The sequence below is a fragment of the Larkinella soli genome (assembly GCF_003703975.1).
In the GTDB taxonomy this organism is placed as follows: domain Bacteria; phylum Bacteroidota; class Bacteroidia; order Cytophagales; family Spirosomataceae; genus Larkinella; species Larkinella soli.
Genome location: NZ_QTJY01000008.1, coordinates 285,532 through 306,118, shown reverse-complemented (window position 1 = coordinate 306,118; position 20,587 = coordinate 285,532). Strand labels below are relative to the sequence as shown.

Below are 20,587 nucleotides of genomic sequence, written 5' to 3'. Positions count from 1 at the left end.
TTTTCTCATTTAACGGGCGTTTTGATCGACAGTCATTATAATTCTACTAAGTATCCTTAGCGACCCTACGATTTGATTTTTCATTCAAATGACTATCTTTAAAACGGCTATCAATCCCCTGCACTTTACCGATGGCATTGGCTAGGACGCCCCGCAACAAAGCCCGTATTTTACTCATCGAGGATAAACTAGATCAGCGTGACATCATCAGCCGAGCCATGGCGGATGCCTTGCCCGAAGTCTCACTGATCCTGGTCTCCTCAGTGACCGAAGCCGAGAGGTACCTCCAACTATGCCAAGATTCAGCCAGTGGCTGGCCGCAGTTGATTTTGCTGGATTTATACCTTCCCCAGCGAGAAACGGGGATCGAGTTCCTGCAACGACTAAAAACGTCTACTTCTCCAACGTATCTCATCCCGGTTCTGGTGTTTAGCGTCTCCTCCCTAAAGCAAGACATTCAGGACGCTTACACGATGGGAGCGAACTCCTACCTTCTAAAACCGATGACCTATAAAGGCTGGCTGGATCATCTTCAAATTATACGGGAGTATTGGTTTGTTCATACTTTATTCACCCGATGAAGCCAAGTGGTGGACGGGGTTCGAATTTTTAACGGGTAGCCCGTAACGACTTAATTAGAAGGCTCATCCATCATTTGGTGAGCAGTAATTGATGTTCTAATTGCTGGACGCGGTCGGTGAGCTGTTGGAGGTAAGCCAGGTCGTGTACTGCATTTGCTGCTCGTAGTAGGCCACCAACCGCCGATTGGACTGGATAGTTCGTAGATCCAGGAGCACCAGGGGCGTTCGCTCAACTGGGTCTCCCATTCGGTTTGCAGGGAATCAAACCGGTCCGTGAGGGGCTCGCCGCTAAATAAATCAATGGGCCACTCTATCCAAGAGCCGTCCTGATTGACTAAAACCTGGTGTAGGACCAGTCCCTGGTCCACATAGTGAGCAATCAGCTCGAAAGCCGCCTCTTCACTTTCGGCCGAAACGACCAGGTTGGTCCAGGGGATACCCTTATTTATCCCGTCAAGCACCATTAGTAACATCTTCTTATCCATCCTACCCTAAAGAGACCCCTTAATCAAGAAACGACATCTTTCATGAAGCAGCGACAATAATTGAGGTAGTGGTTCGACCCGAATTGAAAACGAGCTGTCATCCAGCTTAGCGGTGGCAACGTATCGATCGTAGGACACCGCTAAGCTGGGTCTCAACGGCTTTTTCCCTGAATCCACCCCGGGCGGCAACGACATGCCGCTGGGGCCGTTGCCTTACATTCTCCTTGGATCTCAGAGGAGCAGTCGAACGCATTGTTTATCAACACATAGACCTCTTCATTGCCGTTAGCGTAGGTCCGTCGCCAAGAAACGGGGCTACTGGCGCCGCTGCGAATGCGGTCATCGGCTGAAAACAGGAATGACTAAGCATACACGCTGATTATGAAACCCCAGGACGTGAAGTTTTCTAATCGGGATCAATCCCGGTTCTTTCCGGTGCTACGACACCGAGTAGACCTGTACTTTAAGCAAAAGTCACTTTCAAAACTGGGAAACCAATCATTGGTGTGGAAAGGACTCTTTATGTTAGGTCTACTGCTGCTGCCTTACGGGCTGATTCTAACCAATCAATTTCCACCATGGGCCTGCCTGGGTTTTGCCGTTGCCATGGGCCTGGGTACGGCCGGCGTGGGCATGGCCGTCATGCATGATGCCAATCACGGTTCTTTTTCGAGCGTTTCCTGGATCAATACCTTATTTAGCGGGAGTCTTTACCTGGTAGGAGGAAATGTCTTAAACTGGAAGATTCAGCACAACACGCTTCACCATACCTATACCAACATCCACGACGTGGACGAAGACATTACCGGCAAGTTTTTGCTCCGCTTATCCCCGGGTGACCCTCACCGGAAAATCCACTGCTACCAGCATCTCTACGCGTTTTTCCTCTACGGTCTGATGACCCTCTCGTTTCTGGTAAAAGACTTTCGCCAGGCGTATAAGTATACTCATCAAAAGGACAAGAAGCCGAACCAGGCTTTCTCCCGGCTTGACATCGGCATTCTAATCAGTGGCAAGGCGCTCTATCTGGTGTTTATTGCCGTCCTGCCGCTTTTAATGACGGATCTTTCGTTTGGAAAGTGGCTACTGGGGTTCCTGGTGATGCACCTGACGGCGGGCGTGGTTCTGAGTACGATTTTTCAACTGGCGCACGTGGTCGAAGGGGCTAGGCACCCCGTTCCCGACACGCAAGGCCAGCTTGAAACGAGCTGGGCCATTCACCAGCTGCAAACCACAGCTAATTTCCAGTGTCCGGTGGCTCTTTCCTGGTTTATTGGTGGTCTGGATTACCAGATTGAGCATCATCTTTTTCCGACTATTTCGCATATACACTACCGGGCTCTGGCCCCGATTGTGCAGCAGACGGCCCAGGAATACGCGTTGCCCTATAACCGGAAGCCATCCTTTTTTTACGCGCTTCGCTCGCATATCCGAATGCTGAGAGGGTTAGGAGAAAAGTAACCGGGTAACAAACAGCGTCAATGGAATGGAGCGAACAGACAAGCGAATACCCCCGAACCCCCTGTTTTTTGGGATCGGATGGGTCGGTGTTGTACGGAGTCATGGGTCAGAGTAGCCGCTGGAAGCTCATTACATTTACTAATCAACACCAGTACACGACGGCAGAAATCCCCTTAGGGGACGTTCTTGGGGCACAGCAATGGGCCGATGAACAGGTAGACCTGGATGAGGCTTAGGAAAAGGAAAGCTCAGGGCCATAGGACCATGCCTAAAAGCGAATGGAGGAGCCCGCGAGGGGTTAACGAAATGGGTAAAACAAGCGCCTCGCAGCGGCGCACCGCCCCGGCGAATCAACCGGGGGTGCTGAAGAACGGAAAGGAAGTAGTCTCTAGTGGTAAGAAAATAAGGCTGTGGAAGGGTTTCCTAAAACCCTCCTTTAAAAGGACGAAGTATCAACCATGCTTCATTTATTAGTTTGCTGTTCCAAAATTCGGGCGTTTCGAAAAACATTAGAGACGAGGGTGTTTTACCTTTTTGTTTAATCCCTCAGGTGTTCGCCTAGGGAGTGAGTAGCTGTTTGTTCACTTACCCGCCCAGTAGAGAACATATCCTCCGCTCGGTGGTTCACCCAATACATCGTCCGCCTTCCTCATGAACACGCCACCACAACCCGATCCCCACCAGAGTACTGTCAGCCCCTCCGACAGGCCTGATGGCCCTGATAAATACCGGACCCTGATTGATTACATGCAACAGGGGTTTTGTATCATTGACGTGCTCTTTGAGGAAAAAGGCCAGCCACTGGATTACCGATTCCTGGAAGTCAACGCCGTCTTCGAGCAACAAACCGGCCTGGCGGGCGTCGTGGGCAAGACCATGCGGGCCCTGCAACCGGCCCATGAACAACATTGGTTTGACCTTTACGCCCAGGTGGTCAGGACCCGCCAGCCCGTGCACGTTGAGCAGCAGGCGGCTCATTTAGCCGGCGGCGTCTGGTATGAGGTCTTCGCCTTTCCCTTTGGCCCTTCGGAAAGTCACCAGGTGGCCATTCTCTTCAACGACATCACCGACCGCAAACAGAGCCAGCAACACCAGGCGTTCCTGCTCAAGCTATCCGACACCTTACGGATACAGCCAAATGCGGATGCTATGGCAAACTGTGCCCTCCAAGGGCTCGCCGAGCAAGTGCAGCTCGACCGCTGTTACATCGGCGTCTACCGGCTCGCCGAGGACCGGGGCGAGTTCACCCATCAGGTGGGAAACGACCGAGTGCCGCCCGTGCCCGACAGCGTTCGCCTGTCCGATTTTCCCGACGCCCTGCGGGTTGCCTTCGAGGGAACACTGGTGATCAACGACGTTGGCCAGACAGCCGGGCTGACTGATCTGGACCGGCAAAACCTGGGTGCCCTTGGCTTTTCGGCCCTGGTGGCATCGACCCTGCGCCACGGGGAGCGCCAGCCGCTCTGGTCGATTGTGGCCGTCTCGGCCCGGCCCCGGCGCTGGACATCCGCTGACATTAAGTTGATCGATGAGGTGACCGAACGGACCTGGGAGGCCCTCGAACGCGCCCGCGCGGAGGAAGCCTTACGGATGAGCGAACAGCGTACCCACATCCAGAAAGAAGCCTTTCAGTCGGCTATTAACGATGAGCCTCTGGCCAGCTCATTGAATACGCTCATCCAGATGGTCAAACCCCAATTGGGCAGCGATGTGCGGACGGCCTTTTACCTGGCCTATCCCGATGGGGCCAGCTTGCATGCCATTGAGGGGGCTGGCGACATGCCCCAAACCTACACCGGCGCGCTGGACGGATTTCCCATTGGGGAAGACTCGTTTTGTAGTGGTTATGCGATTGCGACCGGGCGCCCTGCCATCACGCGGGATGTCTTCGAAGACCCGCTCTGGCAACCCTATCGCCACCTGGCTGCAGCCCATACTTTTCGATCCTGTAGCTCGTATCCGATCCTGACGCGGGACGGCAAAGCGATCGGTAGTTTTGCCCTGTACTTTACCCACGTACACCAGGCTACCGCCTCCGAATTGGTGCTCGCCGATGCGGTCACGCAGGCGGCCGCTATCATCCTCTCCCGCCATACTGAATCCCTCGAACGCGCCCGCACCGACGAAGCCCTGCGGGATAGTGAAGCCCGATTAGCCCGCGAACTGGCCGATTCCAAACAACTCCAGCTGATCAGCAGCCGCTTAATCGAAGCGGACAACATGGAAATGTTGTACGAACAAATCATGGAGGCGGCCAAAGCCATCATGCACGCCGACACGGTCAGCCTGCAACGGTTGTTTGCCGACCAGCATGCGCTGCAATTACTGGCCTGGCAGGGGTTCCATTCAGAGTCGGCCCACTTCTGGGAGTGGGTCGACGTCACATCGGCCAGCAGTTGCGGGGTGGCCTTAGCCCAAGGCAAGCGGGTGATTGTGCCCGATGTGGAAACCGAAGCGTCCCTGCAGGGCACGGGGGATCTGGAAGCCTATCGCCGCTCGGGCCTGCGAGCCGTGCAAACGACACCGCTGATTTCCCGCTCGGGCAAAATTGTGGGGATGCTTTCCAACCACTGGAAGACGGTGCACACGCCAACGGAGCGGGAATTAGGCTTATTGGATGTCATTGCCCGGCAAGCCGCCGATTTTGTGGAGCGCCACCAGGCCGGGGAGGCCCTGCGGCAGAGCGAAGAACGCTTCCGCATCCTGGTGCAGAACCTGCCCGACTACGCTATCTTCCGCATCGACCCCGCCGGTATGATCACCGAATGGACCGAAGGGGCGCAACGCGTGAAAGGCTACTCCGTCCAGGAAGTGATGGGCCAGCATATATCACTATTCTACACGCCGGAAGGGGTAGCCGCGGGTGAACTGGCTCAGGAAATGGAGCAGGCCACCCAAAGCGGCCGGGCCGAGCGGGAGAGTGTCCGCATTCGAAAAGGCGGAGAACGGTTCTGGGTGAACGAAATCATGACGGCCATCCACGACCGAGCGGGACGGTTGATCGGCTTTACCAAAATCAGCCGCGACATTACCGGAGCAAAACAAGCCCAGGAGGCCCTGCGCGATTCGCAGCAGCGGCTGCAGATTGTGCTCAACAGTATTGCCGACCACGCCATCATCACCCTGGATCCGCTGGGCCGCATCACCAGCTGGAATCAGGGGGCCCAGCAGCTATTCGTCTATGCAGAGAGCGAAGCCATCGGGCAGTCCGGCGAGATCATCTTTACGCCCGAAGACCGGGCCAGGGGCGAGTTAGAAAAAGAAATGGCATTGGCCCGAGGGCAGGGTTGGGCCCCCGACGAACGCGACCATATCCGCCAGGACAATTCCCGGTTGTACCTATCGGGCGTCATGTCGCCGCTGTACGATGCCGACGAGCAGTTGCTGGGGTACGTCAAAGTGGCCCGCGACCTGACCGAGCGCCGACGCATGGAGCAGGCCCTGCGGGAGGCCGACGGGCGCAAGGACGAATTTCTGGCCATGCTGGCCCACGAGTTGCGCAACCCCATGTCCACCATTCGATCAGGCCTGCAAATCCTGAGCTTAACCGCTGGTGACCCCGAGACGATGCTTTCCACGGTGGTCATGATCAATCGGCAAACCGACCACCTGGTGCGGCTGGTGGATGACCTACTGGATGTGAGCCGCATCAGTCGGGGCAAAATCGAACTGCAGAAACAGCGCGTGAATGTCGTAGACATCGTGCGTCAGACGGCCCAGGCCATCGAACCGCTCTATCAACCCCAGGACCGGCGCTTAACGGTAGGGTTGCCAGCGGCTGGGATCTATGTAGACGGCGATGCGACCCGACTGGCGCAGGTAGTCACTAATTTATTGACCAACGGCCTGCGCTACACCCGGCCGGGTGGTCAGGTTTGGCTAAGTCTGGCGCATCGGGCGGGTGAAGCGATCCTGGAGGTACGGGATAACGGCATTGGCTTGGTGAAGGACCAGTTATCAACCATTTTTGAGCTGTTCGTGCAGGTGGATAACTCGCCCGCCCGTTCGCAGGGGGGCTTAGGCCTGGGGCTGACTCTGGTCAAGCGCCTGGTGGAGCTGCATGGTGGACGGGTAGAAGCCCAGAGCGAAGGGCTGGGCCAGGGGAGTACGTTCACGGTTCACTTACCCACCCTCCACAAGGCCGCCGAGTCACAGCCTACCTCCCCGGAGCGTTCCACCGACCAGGCAGTCAGACAGCGTCTGTTAGTGATCGATGACAATCCGGATGCGGCCATGACCTTGAGTCTGCTGTTAAAGTTAAAAGGCTTTGAGATGCACACTCGAAACAGCGGGCAGGCGGGACTTGAAGCGGCCGAAAGCCTGGCACCAAGGGCTATTCTGCTGGACATCGGCATGCCCGATCTGGATGGGTATGAAACCTGCCGGTTAATTCGTCAGCAGTCTTGGGGCCGGGCGATGATCATAATTGCCTTAACCGGTTATGGACAGGACGAAGATCGGCAGCGGACGCAGGAGGCCGGCTTCGATGGTCATCTGGTCAAGCCGGTGGATTTAGAGGTTCTTTTAAAGCTGGTTAATGAATTACTCGATCCGGGAAACCAGATTCAGAATTGAAGTAAGTAACTACCGGACCGGAGATCGATAGCAATAAACGTCCGTTTGCTTCTTACTAAATAGAAATGTGTTGTTGGTCCTGCTTTGTAACTGCCAACTTACTTATTCTCAAATAAGGCTCCTTTAATAAGACGACTGTAAGAATAGGAGCGTCTTACTATTCGGGCATTTGGTAGAACAACTTTGTTGAAGTAGACTCGAACCAGATTATAGCCTGCTTGATAAAGAAACTGACACGCTTAGTAAGGCTGGAAAATTGAAAGCCAATAAACGGCTTTTTTTCCTGTTGATGTTTTGTAATGAACGTTTGCCAAAGTGACCTTCACCTTTTGTCCCATAGTGGGTGGGAGAGGCGGAGAGCCTTTTTCTTGGCCATAGGTGATTTTCGTAATGGTGATGGGCTCAAGCATTCGCGGATTTTCTCCCCGATTATCGTCCCATCCAATCCCTGACGATTCAATCCGGCTTTTCAATTCCTCTATCGAGTTTGCAATGCGTACTCCGTCAGGAGATACCAATTGCAAGCGACGCTGACCTATCTTTTGAGAAGCTGGTGGAAACGGCTTACTACAGGCTAGAAAAAAACTACTCATGGCAGCAACTACTGAGATTACATGCAGCTTTTTCATCGACATAACATTCTAAGGAGGAGCGATAAAATAACTCTTCCTTCAGCGCTTTATTGCTACCTGAGTCGCTTTATTTAGTGTTTTAATCAAGGTGTCTAGTTGGCTAGACTGAGCTTCAGCCATAAATCAGCCACAAATAGGCGTGATCGGATTTTGGATCTTAGTAAAAGGCATTTTTTATGAAAATAGGATAGATTTATTCCGGAGACTTATTCATCGCTTTGTGAGAAGGCCCTTCAAGGTATAGTAAAATCCTGCAAACCATAAGCTCACTAAGAAAACAAGGCTTACCCAATAATAGCTACCTAAAGTTGGTACGGTCCGAGTAAGAAACGCTTTGATTGCTTTCTCGTTTCGAGCCAAGGCGATGGTCAGGACAATGGTAGTGGCCAATAGCCATCTGGCTCTGGTAGTATATTGCTCTTTAGTCATGTCTTTTTTGCGCTCGATTCGTTCTATAAATGAAATTATGTTGCTTTTTGAAAAGCCAGATAATTACTTGCCATTTGCTTTTTCTTTTTCCAGCCGCTCTTTGATCCGCTGGAAGGACTCTTTACCCGAACCGCGATATAAGATCTTACCACTGGGATCGATGAGGATGGTCGTTGGAAAGGAAGCCGACTAGTACCCAAGCTTTCATAAGGTGGTCTATTTAGATCTTACATTTTAACGTATCCTACCAATAAGCATTTGTAATTAAAGTGGTCAGGCACCTTCTTCCTTTTGGTAAAAAAGCCGCATTTTTATTTGGTTAGACTTTTATCATCGGTTTAAAAACGATTCACCCAACGGTTTCCATGGAAATATTTTCTTCTGTCCCTAGCAAATCCGATCAGAACTTTGTTGCCCAATTCAGCTACTAAAAAAGTTAAGCTGGTACGAGTTTAAACTGATTATTTTTATTGATAGCTTGGCATAAAAAACAGATCGCCATGAGCTTAAAGCCTTCTATCCTTCCCCTTCTAGCGGCCAGCATCGGCCTTAGTTTGCTCGCAGGCTGCCATTCTTCCAAAGAGGCCGTTTCTCCTTCTCGACTGGCGAGTAGAAACGCTTTGAAAGTAAATCCTCCGGTCTATGTTCTCAACCAGGTTAAGGTGGAGGAGTTGAAGCAGGCCCAAATCCATGGTCGCAAGTTCACTACCGAGGACATTGAGAGCATTACGGTGCTGAAACAGAGTCCTGAATTACTTGCTAAATATGGTCCTCAAGCCCAGAATGGAGTCGTTTTAATAACCACTAAGCAGGCCACCAAGTAGGCTAAGGTGCAACAATGCGTTTTGGTTTCTTGCTTGATGGTAACCCATCGAATGGGTTGAAATAAGGCACACGCTCAGACTAGGCTGGAGTGCTAAGATCGGCTTTGTATGCTGGCTGACCTCATCTTAAATAGAGCGGTCGGGATAGGGGCTTATTCTCCTATCTGTCGGAGGGAAAGCCGGATTCAAGCCCTTGGTAAGCGTTCGCCGTTTAATTAATCCTAGGCATTTTCTTTCGAAGAACGTCTCTCTAGTTTACCAATTCGAAGCCGGCACATAGACTTCGCTGAGCAACACGCGGGCGCGGGTTAATTGAACGAAGGTGCGGGCCAGGGCCGCCCGGTCTTCTTTGGTGAGTCGTTTCTTGCCCTGGCTGTTTTCCGATTCAAACCCGACGGGCAATACATACTCGCCAGCATACAAAGCTGGTAAGGTAGGTAGTTGCTCGACGATCTGTTGAACCTCATAGACAAAAGGGTTATCCACCTCATCCTCATTCAAATACTTGATCTGGGTGACTTTCCCTTGCGGAGTAAGGGTAAACTGAACAAAAACGATGGTCGTTTGCTGGGCTAGCCGTCTAAGTTCAGGGTAGCGAATCTCCTGAAGCGCCCGGCGAAAGGTAGAGTCCGTATCTAAAGCCGGTTTTGTCGCTTGAGCCAAGCAAAGCTGGACGCTTATCATCCAAATAAATAGAAAAGCAGATAGTGTTTTCATAACCGATTAAGAAAGGAATAGTCGAATCGATAAAGCGAATGTAGAAAACTGAAACGATTCCGTTAATAAGTGGCCAGGCATCTTTATTAATTCGTCTCGGGAAAAGCTCCTTTTTTGGGACACTTTACGTCGTTATGGGAGTCGCCTATTCGATTTAAGAAAAGCTTATATTTTCTTAATACCTGGTTGCTCCGCTCAGGGAGTCACTAAAAAATTCAACGCCGATGAACACCGCCATAGAAGGCAGTGTCTCCCTAGCGTCCCCTACCCTAGTTTCGTCCTAAAAAAGGCTTGATCCGCCACGAACCTAGCATTCTAAATCTCTCAATAGTCGGCTATAGCTTTACCGTAGTGGGTGGAAAGGTACAATAACCCTTTAACAGTGTCTTCTGATGCCTCCCAAACAGGGATATTTACCTTCTGAAGGCCGATTTAGGGCAGCTGTCGGGGTTTCCTACGCTAGGAAAAAGCTTACTACCAGCGATTAGCCTAGTTTTTACAACCGCTTACCCCTCTTTCGTGCCCTTTTTACAAGCTTTTACAAGACGATGAGCCCCTTTTACAAGGGTTTACAAGCTAAAACGGCGTTTTTACAACCGGTTACAAGCTTGTAAAAACTGTCCTGGTGGCCGCCCTCGACGACGAAAGACCAAAGGGCGTCTTTTCGTGACGCTTTGGTGACAGCTCGGTGACGGGTGGGGCTACATCGGAAACTGCTCCCTCCCTCCCGGTAACGGCTTAGTGACGGCTCGCTTCCTTTCGTGACGAATCAGGGCTCAGGGCGAGTGACGTATCTGGTTTCAGTGATAGGTCGGTGACGCCTGGGTGACGGCTACCGGGTGGCTTCCTCCAGTTCATACCACAACAGACCCAGATCCTGGCGAAACACCTCCACCTGGTCTAAGAAGCCGGCCTCCAGGTGAGCCACATAACGCCCGGACTTCATCTGGTAGGTCGCGACGAACTTCCGCATTTGTTGCTGGATGAGTCGGTAGGCGGCCTCCAGCCGTGGCCAGTGCCTGGCCAACTCGCGGCCCATGGGCCCCTGGGCCCGCTTGAGGGTGTTGAAATAGCCTTCAAGACCCACCCACTGGGCCGTAAAGTGGTCACTGACATCGTTGCCATCCCACTTCTCCCATTCCACCCCGGGGTTGGTTTCGCCTTCCTGGCCATCGAGGTTCTCCAGGTACACCAGATCGTCGCGTAGCCACAGCACGGTGTTCAGCAGCTTTAGGTCCTGGTCGTACAGCGGTCGGGGCACCCAGATGCAGGTGGGCGTCACCTCCAGCTCCTCTTCCTCCGTAGGTTGAAAGAGAATCGGCTTGTTCAGGGTCAGCGATCGGCGCAGGTGTTTGCCGGGGGAGGTCAACACGGCTTTCTGCCGGCGGTGGTGCTGCATGCGGCAGCGGGAAGAACAAAAGCGTTTGTCGGAGCGGCCGTCCAGCAGGGGCTGCTCACAGGTTTGACAAGTAGTCACCGGGTCAACATCGGAAGGGTCATTCGCTCTATAGAGAGAATGAGGGGTGAATGATCAGGACAGGTGTAAAAAGGGGCGAGGAAAGGTACATGTTTTGAATGACTTTCCCGAAGGCTGGGCCAGGGATGATTCAAAGGACATCTCCCGTGAGCAAAATTTCAGGCTTCAGAAAGGGAGAAGCAGGGCGAAAAGACTATTTTACAAGGCTTAAACGACCCTTTAAGACCTGTTCAATTCGTGTATTCTCCCTCCCTTTCAAGGGATAAACCTTGCCCCATGAAACGGGCCTATCCATAAGAACGACCTTTCCCCGATGGAGCTTTGTCGCCCCCGCCAGGATTCCCAACTGCTTATGCGTCGGGCTGATGCGGCCGAGCTCCGCCCGCGCATTCCGGGCGAGTGGGTGTACGACCCTGTTTGTATGATCTACCTGAACTAACGTTACCTAATGACAAAGAAGGCCTCTTCCTCCGCAAGAACAAAGCCGTACCTTTTTGCCACTCTGGCGCCCTACGAGCGGGAACGCATCCCCGGGCCTACCTGGGCTAGATCATCCGATAAGTAGTAGTAGGACACTCAACTTGGTACGGCGGCCCACCGCTTGGATCAGCGTAGGCAAGGGGCAGGGCAAAGGCTACGTCGAGAGGACGGTTAAACCCAAGGCCGACAGCTTTAAAACCAGCGAGATCTGTGAACACCCTGTCCTCTAGAACGCTTTTATGAACAGGATGTCTTGGTAAGAGAACGAGCGATTTCCTTGTATCTCTTCCCCTTCCATTGCTTTTTTACTTAGATTTCCCTTGTTTCAACTCATCATGGTTGAAAGCCTAAAGGTTTTATTCGGATTTGAATGGCCATTTAGGTTTTGAATTGGTTGACCTTCTGAACCAGGATCGGAATGGCAAAACGAGATATGATTGTCATCGGTGCCTCAGCGGGCGGTTTTGAAGCCATCAAAAAAATCGTGGCGGCCCTGCCCTCCGACCTGGAGGCTTCTGTTTTTATCGTCTGGCATATGGCCCCCACCGTGCGGGGCGTGTTGCCGCAGGTGCGGAGCCGTCTCACCCCCCTTCCGGTCGCTCATGCCCACGATGGGCAACCCCTGGTATCGGGCCCGGATTTACGTGGCTCCCCGGATCATCACCTGCTGGTGGTGGAGGCGTCGGTGCAGGTCAAAGGTGAACGGACTCCCTTTACCTGTCCGGAATGCCACGGGGTGCTGACGCGGTTGAAGGATGGCCGCCTGGCGCGGTTCCGTTGTCATACCGGGCACGCCTATCCGGCCGATTCGCTGCTGGTGGCCATGACCCAGAAAGTAGAAGATACGCGGTTTACGGCCCTTCGGGTGGTGGAAGAAAGCGTTTTGCTGATGAATCACCTGGGCGACCATGTTGCCGAGGCCAACCGGCCGAAACGGGCCGGGATGTATTTTAAAAAAGCCCAGGAAGCCCTGCAACGCGCCGGTCTGGTCCGGCAGGCGGTGATGAGCCATGAACCGCTGAGCAATGATTCGCTCCGCGAACAGGCCGATACGCTGGCCACCGAATGTTAACCTTTTTTTCTGAACCCCCTGGTCGCTGATTCCCGTGAAAAAAAAGAAATCAAATCCGCAGAAACCATCCCTTCCTACGCCCGATAACATGCTGATGGTGGGCCTTGGGGCGTCAGCCGGGGGAGTGGAAGCGCTGACCGAATTTTTCAAGCAGGTGCCTTTCGATTCCGGCATGGCCTATGTGGTGATCCTGCACCTGTCGCCCGACTATGACAGCCAGCTGGCGCAAATCCTGCAGGGCGTGGCCCGAATTCCGGTGACGCAGGTGTCCGAATCCGTGCGGGTTCTGCCCGATCACGTCTACGTCGTACCGCCCAACAAACACCTGACCATGCAGGAAGGCCTGCTGGTCGTAGAAGCCAATTCCCGCCTGGAAGACCGGCGGGCGCCGGTGGATATCTTCCTGCGGACGCTGGCCGAATCGCACGGCCCGGGGGCGGTGGCGGTGATTCTGTCCGGCACCGGGGCCAACGGCTCGATGGGTATCAAGCGCATCAAGGAAAACGGGGGCGTGGTGTTCGTGCAGAACCCCCGGGAAGCGGCCTTTCAGGAAATGCCCCGCCATGCTATCGCCACCGACCTGGTCGATGAGATTCTGCCGGTGGCGAAGATACCGGAACGGCTCATCGCCTACCGGCAAAACCTCGGCACGGTTTGGATTCCGGTCGAAAATGAGACGCGGCCCGAGGAGCAGCAGCAGGCCCTGCGCGAGATTTTCACGCAGCTGCGTCTGCGCACCGGCCACGATTTTTCCAACTACAAGCGCCCGACCCTGATGCGCCGGATCGAACGGCGCCTCAACGTTCGGGGGCTGGCCCATCTGCCGGCCTATGCCGCCTACCTGCGCGAACATCCCGAAGAAACGCAGGCCCTGCTGAAGGACCTGCTGATCTCGGTCACCAACTTTTTCCGTGACGGCAAAGCGTTTGCCACCCTGGAGCAGGAGGTGCTGCCGCGGCTGCTTCAGGGCAAAAAGGCCGAGGATACGGTCCGGGTCTGGGTCGTGGGCTGCGCCACCGGGGAGGAAGCCTACTCGCTGGCCATGCTGCTGGCCGAACAGACCCTGGGCCTCCCCGACGCGCCGAAGGTTCAGCTCTTTGCCACCGACATCGACGAGGCCGCCATCGCCCCCGCCCGCGAAGGCCGGTATACGCTCAACGATGCCGCCGACGTGTCGCCCGAACGGCTGCACCGCTTTTTTTTCCGGGAAGGCGAGGAATACCGCATCCGGCGGGAAATCCGCGAGATGGTCCTGTTCGCCCACCACAACATACTGAAAGACCCCCCGTTCTCGCGGATGGATCTGGTCAGCTGCCGGAACCTGCTGATCTACCTCAACCCCACCGCCCAGGAGCGGGTGATGGAAACGTTTCATTTTTCCCTCCAGCCCGGCGGTTTTCTGATGCTGGGCCTGTCGGAAACCCCCGACGGGGCGGGGGACCTCTTCGCGCCCGTCAGCCGGGAGGACCACCTCTACCAGAGCCGGCAGGTGACCACGCGGCCGTATCCGATTCCGGAAACCATCCCCTCGCTGCTGCCCGAAAAAAAACGCCCGCCGGAACCGGCCGCCGAAGGGGAGGCCCGCCCCCCGGTGAGCCGCCCCAATTACGGGGAGCTGCATCACCAGCTACTCGAACAGTATGCGCCCCCCTCGATCGTCGTCAATGAGGAGTACGATATTCTGCACCTGTCGGAGCGGGCCGGGCGCTATCTGCAGATCGCCGGCGGGGAGCCTTCGAAAAACCTGTTGAAGCTCATCCGCCCGGAGCTGCGGCTGGAACTGCGCTCGGCCTTCTACCAGGCCGTCCAGCAGCGCACCAACGTCAAGGCCCGCAACCTGGTGCTGCGCACCGGCGACCAGACCGAGACGATCACTATCCAGGTGCGGCCCGTCCTCGGCCAGAGTGATCCGGCCCGGGGTTTCTTTCTGGTGCTCTTTGAGCCGGCCACGGAGGATATCGGCCAGGCGGACGACATCCGCACCTCGGAGGAATCCGTCGCCCGCCACCTGGAAGAGGAACTGATCCGCGTCAAGGCGCAGCTGCGGAACTCGACGGAATTCCATGAAACCCAGGCCGAGGAGCTGAAAGCGTCCAATGAGGAGCTTCAGGCCATGAACGAGGAACTGCGCTCGGCGGCCGAGGAACTGGAAACCAGCAAGGAAGAGCTTCAGTCGATCAACGAGGAGCTGACGACGGTCAACCAGGAGCTGAAGGTCAAAGTGGAGGAGATCTTCCTGACCAAAAATAACCTCCAGAACCTAATCAACTCCACCGACCTGGCCACCCTGTTTCTCGACCGGGGCTTCCGGGTGAATCTGTTTACGCCGGCCGCCCGCTCGATCTTCAACCTGATCCCGGCCGATACGGGCCGGCCCCTGAGCGACATCACCAACCGGCTGGACTACGCGCACCTGCAGGAAGATGCCCAAGGGGTGCTGGAGACGCTGCAACCCGTGGAACGGGAAGTTCGCACCATTGATGGACGGGTATTCATGATGCGGGTGTTGCCCTACCGAACGGCCGAGGACCGCATCAACGGCATCGTGATCACCTTCGTGGACATCACCGCCCGCAAAGCCGCCGAGGAGGCCGTGCGCCAGTCGGAAGAACGCCTACGGCTGGTGATTGAAAGTGCCACCGACTACGCCATTTTCACCCAGGACCTGGAGCGACGCGTCACCAGCTGGAACCCCGGTGCTCAGGCCATGTTCGGGTATTCCGAAGCCGAAATCATCGGCCAGTCGGGCGACATCATCTTTACGGCGGAAGATCGCCGGCGGGGAGAGCCCGACCACGAAGAGCAGACTACCCGCCAGAACGGCCGGGCCCAGAACGAACGCTGGCATGTGCGCAAGGACCGCACCCGGTTTTGGGGGTCGGGGTCGGTCTCCCCCCTGACCGACGCCACGGGCCGGCTGCTGGGCTTTGTGAAAATCATGCGGGACCTGACCGAGCGCCGGGCCGCCGAAGAAGCCCGGTTCTTTCTGGCTTCGATTGTCGAGTCGTCGCAGGATTCGGTGCTGACGATCAATTTTGACGGGATCATCACCAGCTGGAATCAGGCCTCCCAGGAGCTGTACGGCTATCAGGCCTCGGAGGTGATCGGCCAACCACTGACTATGCTAACCCTGCCCGCGGACCTGGCCGAAGTACTGAAGAATACCGACCGGATCAAGCATTCGCAGCAGGTGGAGCAGTATGATACCGTCCGGATCAACAAAGACGGTCGGGAGATGATGCTGGAAATCGTCTTGTCACCGGTAAAGGACGGAAAGGGAAACGTCATTGGCGTATCCACGATTGCCCGCGATGTTACCCAGCGCAAACGGGCCGAACAGGCCGTAGCCATCCGGAATCAGACGCTCCAGCAGCAGACCGAATCGCTGGCCCGCATCGGCAGCTGGGAATACGATCGGGAAACCGGCCGCTTTGTCTGGTCGGAGGGCATGTATCATCTGTTTGGGCTGGAAGTGGGTACACCGGTAACCCTGTCGACTTACCTGGAGCACGCGCTGAAGGTCGACCGGCCCACGGCCGGGAGTATCATCGCCCAGATCGAGCGGGGCGACGGCCCTTTTGAAGAGGTGTTGCGAATTCAGGTGGACGGCACCGTCAAAACCCTCCGACTGAAAGGGGTGGTTCTGCCGGGTGAAAACGGCGAGCTGCAGCGGGTGCTGGGCATCGACTGGGACATTACGGACCTGCGGCTGGCCCAGGAGGAAATCCGCCGGAGCGCCGAAAACCTTCAGGCCGTGCTGGACGCTTCCCCGGCGTCCATCGGCCTGCTGAAAGCCGTTCATGCCGAAGACGGCTCGGGAGAAATTCTGGATTTCAGGCTGGCCGTGGGCAACCAGAAACTAGCCGAATTTTTCAATCAGCCCATCGGGACACTGCTGGGGCAGTCGGCCGAACGGTTCCGTACGCTGCTCTGGGGCGAACAAACCCTGGAGTACCTTCACGAAGTCTATCGGTCGAACCAGTCGCGGTATGACGAGAAATTCCTGGAAGGCCCCCCGCAGGACCGCTGGCTGGGCGTGGCCGTCAACCGCCAGGACGACGGACTGGTGTTGACGGGTCTGGACATCACGGACCTGAAAAAGACCCAGGCCCAGCAGCAGGACTGGCTGACGGAGCTGGAACAGGCCAGCCGGAGCGCCCAGGCCCTGTCCCAGCTTCGTGATTCGCTCCGGGATCGCAGCGAGCTGCTTCGGTCGGCCTCGCACGACTTGCGGGGGCAGGTGGGCGTGATTGCCTCGGCCACCCAGCTGCTGGGCATGGCCGGCAGCGAAGCGGAGCGGAACCAGATGATCCAGATGATCAAACGCAACATTCAGCAGATGACCCAGCTGATGACGAATCTGCTGGATTTCGCCCGCCTGGAAGCCGGGCAGGAGACCCTTCAGGTCAGCCGGCAGAATGTGGCCCGGCTGGTGGAGGAACTGACCGCCGGCGCTCAGGCAGTGGTCCAGGAACGAAATCTATGGGTCAAAACGGAGGGACCCCCAAACCTGGAGGTGGAAACCGACCCGGTTCAACTGCGTCGCATCCTGCAGAACCTGCTGCTGAACGGATTGAAATACACCGACCAGGGCGGGGTTACGATCGGCTGGAAAGAGGCCGAAAACCGATCAGGCTGGCAATTGTGGGTGGCGGATACCGGCCCGGGGCTTTCACCGGACCAGCTGAGCCGGCTGAGAGACCAGCCCCCGCTTCCCTCCGACGGTTCGACGGCCGGCGCGCGTAAGAAAACCGTCCGGCCGGGAGGGGAGGGCATCGGCCTGTCCATCGTCAAACGGCTCTGCGTCCTGTTGGGCGGGCGCCTGTCGGTGGAAAGTAAGCCGGGAAGCGGAACGAGGTTCGAATTGCAGTTTCCGGTCAGCGTGCCGCCGAACAAGGCCGCCTGATGGGTTGTTGTGTAATCTGTTTACGAAATTTCTTACATGCCGGACTCGAGGGTGATCTATTTTGTCGATGATGCGTCGGATTATCGTTTTTTGGTGCAGCAGGTGGTGATGCGGTTCATCCCCCAGTGCCGGATGCAGTTTTTTTCGGACGGGGCCGACCTGGTCGACTGGATCGAATCCGGCCAGACTCCGGGGGAGGACGGCCCGAAAGTGATCCTTCTTGATCTGGACATGCCTAAAATGGACGGGTTTCAAACCCTCGGGGTGTTGAAGCAGCACCCCCAATGGCAGTCCGTACCGGTGGTCATCATCACCAACCGGGATAGTCAGGAGCACCGGCAGAGCAGCTTAGAATTAGGCGCCAGCAACTTTCTGCTCAAGCCCCTGGATCTAATGGAGATCAAAGACCTGATGACGAAACTCTGCAACTATGGGGGCGATGACCGGCCCTTCGTTTCTTCGTAGGAAGTATTTCCTTGCGAGGTTTTCCTGCTCTTGGTTCCCTGGCCAGCGTTGGCGTGTCCACATCGGCTTGAGGTGGCAAATGCTGACCATTCAAAGCAGGCCTGGCAAAACCGCCCGGTAGAATATTCAGAAGGGCGGACGTGTCCGGACAAGTCCGGACAACAGCTGGAGCAACAAAAACGGCCAGACCCACGGCCCAGACTCAAAAGAGCCCACAAACGCGCGGCTCAGGACAAGCAGTAGAACCGCAAGCCGAGGCCATTCCAGCGGTTGGAGCCGTCGAACTCGTACTTCAGCAGGTAGAAGAAGGGACAGGATTCTCAACTGGGAGCGTTATCGCCGGAGGCGGTCTTCGGGGTTGCCCAGAGAAGACCGCCTTACAAGGCTTCCTCCAAAACGGCCACTGTTTGGCAAGTAGCATCGCCACTTTTTACTCGGACTCCTGGCGTTTCAACAAGCGGTAGACCGTCTTGCCGTCGAAGCGCTTCTGCCGGCGGGTTTGATAGTGGGTGTCATTGAGCAGCTGGGCAATCTGAGCGTAGGTCATGCCTTTGGCCCGGTACAGGGTCGCCAATTGGGTGGCCTGGATATTGGCCTTGTGGGACCGGGCCAGCCCCTGCCGCAGCACCCGGCTCTTTTCGATGGCTTCCGGCGTAAGATTCTGGGGGCTACCCAGCCGAAACCCTTGTGCTTTCTTCTGAGCCAGGGCGGCCCGGGTGCGCTCCGAGGTCCGCTCGGCTTCAAACTGCGCGAAGGTCACCATCATGCCCACGGTGAGCGTGTTGGCATCGGGTAGATCACAGGCCACGAAGTCGACGCCCGAGTCCCGCAGCGTCATCACGAAGGCCACGTTGCGGCTCAGCCGGTCGAGCTTCGCGATGAGCAGTTTTGCTCCGTGCTGCTGACAAGCCCGGATGGCGGCCTGAAGCTGCGGCCGTTCGCTCTTGCGGCCGGACTCAACCTCGGTCAGCTCGGCTACCAGCTGATCGCCCTCCCTCAGGTAACGGCTCACGATCGATCGCTGATCGGCTAGACCCAGGCCCGAGCGGCCCTGCATCTTCGTCGAAACCCGGTAGTAGGCAACGTAATTCATAGAGTCATTAGGGTCCGCTAGAGTGTTCCACGGACGGAAAGGCGAAAGATAAGGTGTTTATGGCCTTTAACAAACGAGCGTTTGTAAAATGCCATAAACCATTATCTTTGGTGAATTAAACTGTGGAACACCTGTTTTTAATGTTATAAGGATCTATGAACTACATCTGCTACTATCGGGTACCGACGAAAGCACAAGGCCACTCAGACTCTGAGTATTCAACTGAATATGAACGCTTTGTTAATAGAAAGTCATATGCTCCAAGTCATTCAATACCATCTTTTCAAGAAGCTGTTAAAAAGGTAAACCAATTTATAGATCTGATTAATAACCCTCTATAGCCATTACTATATTAGCAATATGCATAAGCTTTTAGTTGATACTTGTGTATGGTTAGATCTAGCAAAAGACCCTGATTATGAGAAGATTTTAGATATAGTCGAAGAATTAATTAGTATAAACGAACTATCATTAATCGTTCCTCAAACAGTAATTGATGAATTTTCTCGCACAAAGGAAGAGTTATAAAAGAAAATGGCAAAAGCCTTTCTGCCGTTATAAAGCGTGTGAAAGACGCTGTAAATAAATTAGGTGATCAGGAAACCAAGCAAGCCGTTTTGAATCATTTAAACAATATAGATTATAAGATCCCTGAACTTGGTGAGTCAGCCGCTCTTGCTGTCACCCGAATAGAGAAGCTGCTTAAAAGCAGCGACATTGTTGAAACGAGCGATAAAATAAAATTACGTGCTGCTCAAAGAGCTATAAATAAAAAAGCTCCGTTTCATGGTGGCAAAAATAGCTTTAATGATGCCATTCTGATTGAGATCTACGCGGACTATGTAAGTAACAAAAAGTCAGCAGGAGTAAAATTTTCCTTCGTAACCCATAATACTTCGGATTTTAGCCTACCCAACGGTAATAATAAGTTACCTCATCCTGATATTGAATTCATATTTACTAAAATCAAATCTTCGTATTATATAAAGCTTACAGAAGCTGTTCAAAAAATAAGACCAAAATTGGTATCAGATTTAATGCTCGAGCACGAATGGGTTGAAGAGACAAGAAGTTTGTCCGATATATTAGAAGCAATGAATGAACTTATGGATAAAATTTGGTACAACCGATATCAAAATTGGTTATACCGCATTAAAATAGGTGAACTAAGAATTGCTACTAAAAAAGATGCCGGAAAATATAACCCCAATGTAACGTCAAGGGAAGTATACAATGGTGCTAGAAAAGCAGCTAAAGAGAAAGAAAAACAGTTTGGCAAGAAAAACCTTGGGCCTTGGAATAATTTTGAATGGGGTATGCTCAACGGTAAGCTCTCTGCTTTACGCTGGGTTCTTGGGGATGAATGGGACTTTTTAGATACTTAAATTTA

The 20,587-nt window shown here is 54.5% G+C and carries 15 protein-coding genes; 10 read left to right on the top strand and 5 right to left on the bottom strand.

The genetic code is table 11. From position 1 onward, the window contains the following. The first annotated feature begins 131 nt into the window (after positions 1–131). Positions 132–581: a response regulator gene (locus DX909_RS16340; RefSeq protein ID WP_128546261.1), complete on the top strand. Its 450-nt coding sequence runs from the start codon at positions 132–134 to the stop codon at positions 579–581. A gap of 96 nt (positions 582–677) precedes the next feature. Here the strand turns inward: DX909_RS16340 and DX909_RS29570 are convergent, their stop codons facing one another. Further along, complete coding sequence (locus tag DX909_RS29570; protein WP_164851309.1) at positions 678–827, bottom strand: hypothetical protein; 150 nt, start codon at positions 825–827, stop codon at positions 678–680. A 620-nt stretch (positions 828–1,447) separates the two neighbouring features. On the opposite strand from DX909_RS29570, the gene DX909_RS16335 reads away from it, so the two are divergent. Next, on the top strand, positions 1,448–2,527 hold the full coding sequence (locus DX909_RS16335; RefSeq protein WP_128546260.1) for a fatty acid desaturase family protein: 1,080 nt from the start codon (positions 1,448–1,450) through the stop codon (positions 2,525–2,527). Positions 2,528–3,178: 651 nt separating this feature from the next. After that, positions 3,179–7,102 carry a PAS domain S-box protein gene (locus DX909_RS16330; protein WP_128546259.1) on the top strand — a complete coding sequence of 1,308 codons (3,924 nt, stop codon included), beginning with the start codon at positions 3,179–3,181 and terminating at the stop codon, positions 7,100–7,102. Positions 7,103–7,341: 239 nt separating this feature from the next. Here the strand turns inward: DX909_RS16330 and DX909_RS16325 are convergent, their stop codons facing one another. Then, complete coding sequence (locus tag DX909_RS16325; protein WP_128546258.1) at positions 7,342–7,731, bottom strand: hypothetical protein; 390 nt, start codon at positions 7,729–7,731, stop codon at positions 7,342–7,344. Between the two features lie 932 nt (positions 7,732–8,663). Here DX909_RS16325 and DX909_RS16320 point away from each other — a divergent pair. Beyond that, the gene (locus tag DX909_RS16320) at positions 8,664–8,987 is read left to right on the top strand and encodes a SusC/RagA family TonB-linked outer membrane protein (protein WP_128546257.1); all 324 of its coding nucleotides are present in this window, start codon (positions 8,664–8,666) and stop codon (positions 8,985–8,987) included. Positions 8,988–9,242: 255 nt separating this feature from the next. On the opposite strand, the gene DX909_RS16315 is transcribed toward DX909_RS16320, so the two are convergent. Both DX909_RS16315 and DX909_RS16310 read right to left on the bottom strand, forming a co-directional pair. Further along, a complete protein-coding gene (locus DX909_RS16315) occupies positions 9,243–9,704 on the bottom strand; it encodes an energy transducer TonB (RefSeq protein WP_128546256.1) in 462 nt (153 codons plus the stop codon). Between the two features lie 832 nt (positions 9,705–10,536). Beyond that, positions 10,537–11,181, bottom strand: a complete 645-nt coding sequence (locus DX909_RS16310) for a hypothetical protein (protein WP_128546255.1) — start codon at positions 11,179–11,181, stop codon at positions 10,537–10,539. Between the two features lie 313 nt (positions 11,182–11,494). Between DX909_RS16310 and DX909_RS30005 the strand changes: the two genes are divergently transcribed. From DX909_RS30005 to DX909_RS16295, 4 genes are all read left to right on the top strand, one after another. After that, positions 11,495–11,620 (top strand): hypothetical protein, encoded by a 126-nt coding sequence (locus tag DX909_RS30005; RefSeq protein ID WP_262707515.1) that lies wholly within the window; start codon positions 11,495–11,497, stop codon positions 11,618–11,620. A 459-nt stretch (positions 11,621–12,079) separates the two neighbouring features. Next, on the top strand, positions 12,080–12,733 hold the full coding sequence (locus tag DX909_RS16305; RefSeq protein WP_128546254.1) for a chemotaxis protein CheB: 654 nt from the start codon (positions 12,080–12,082) through the stop codon (positions 12,731–12,733). A 34-nt stretch (positions 12,734–12,767) separates the two neighbouring features. After that, complete coding sequence (locus DX909_RS16300) at positions 12,768–17,639, top strand: PAS domain S-box protein (RefSeq protein ID WP_128546253.1); 4,872 nt, start codon at positions 12,768–12,770, stop codon at positions 17,637–17,639. Positions 17,640–17,675: 36 nt separating this feature from the next. Beyond that, a complete protein-coding gene (locus DX909_RS16295) occupies positions 17,676–18,104 on the top strand; it encodes a response regulator (protein WP_128546252.1) in 429 nt (142 codons plus the stop codon). 430 nt (positions 18,105–18,534) lie between these two features. On the opposite strand, the gene DX909_RS16290 is transcribed toward DX909_RS16295, so the two are convergent. After that, entirely contained in the window at positions 18,535–19,197 is a 663-nt protein-coding gene (locus tag DX909_RS16290; protein WP_128546251.1) for a recombinase family protein, read from the bottom strand. A gap of 360 nt (positions 19,198–19,557) precedes the next feature. Here DX909_RS16290 and DX909_RS29800 point away from each other — a divergent pair, with 360 nt between their 5' ends. Both DX909_RS29800 and DX909_RS16285 read left to right on the top strand, forming a co-directional pair. Then, positions 19,558–19,725, top strand: a complete 168-nt coding sequence (locus DX909_RS29800; protein ID WP_206513013.1) for a PIN domain-containing protein — start codon at positions 19,558–19,560, stop codon at positions 19,723–19,725. 38 nt (positions 19,726–19,763) lie between these two features. Further along, positions 19,764–20,582, top strand: a complete 819-nt coding sequence (locus DX909_RS16285) for a PIN domain-containing protein (protein ID WP_229311065.1) — start codon at positions 19,764–19,766, stop codon at positions 20,580–20,582. The last annotated feature ends 5 nt before the right edge of the window (positions 20,583–20,587 follow it).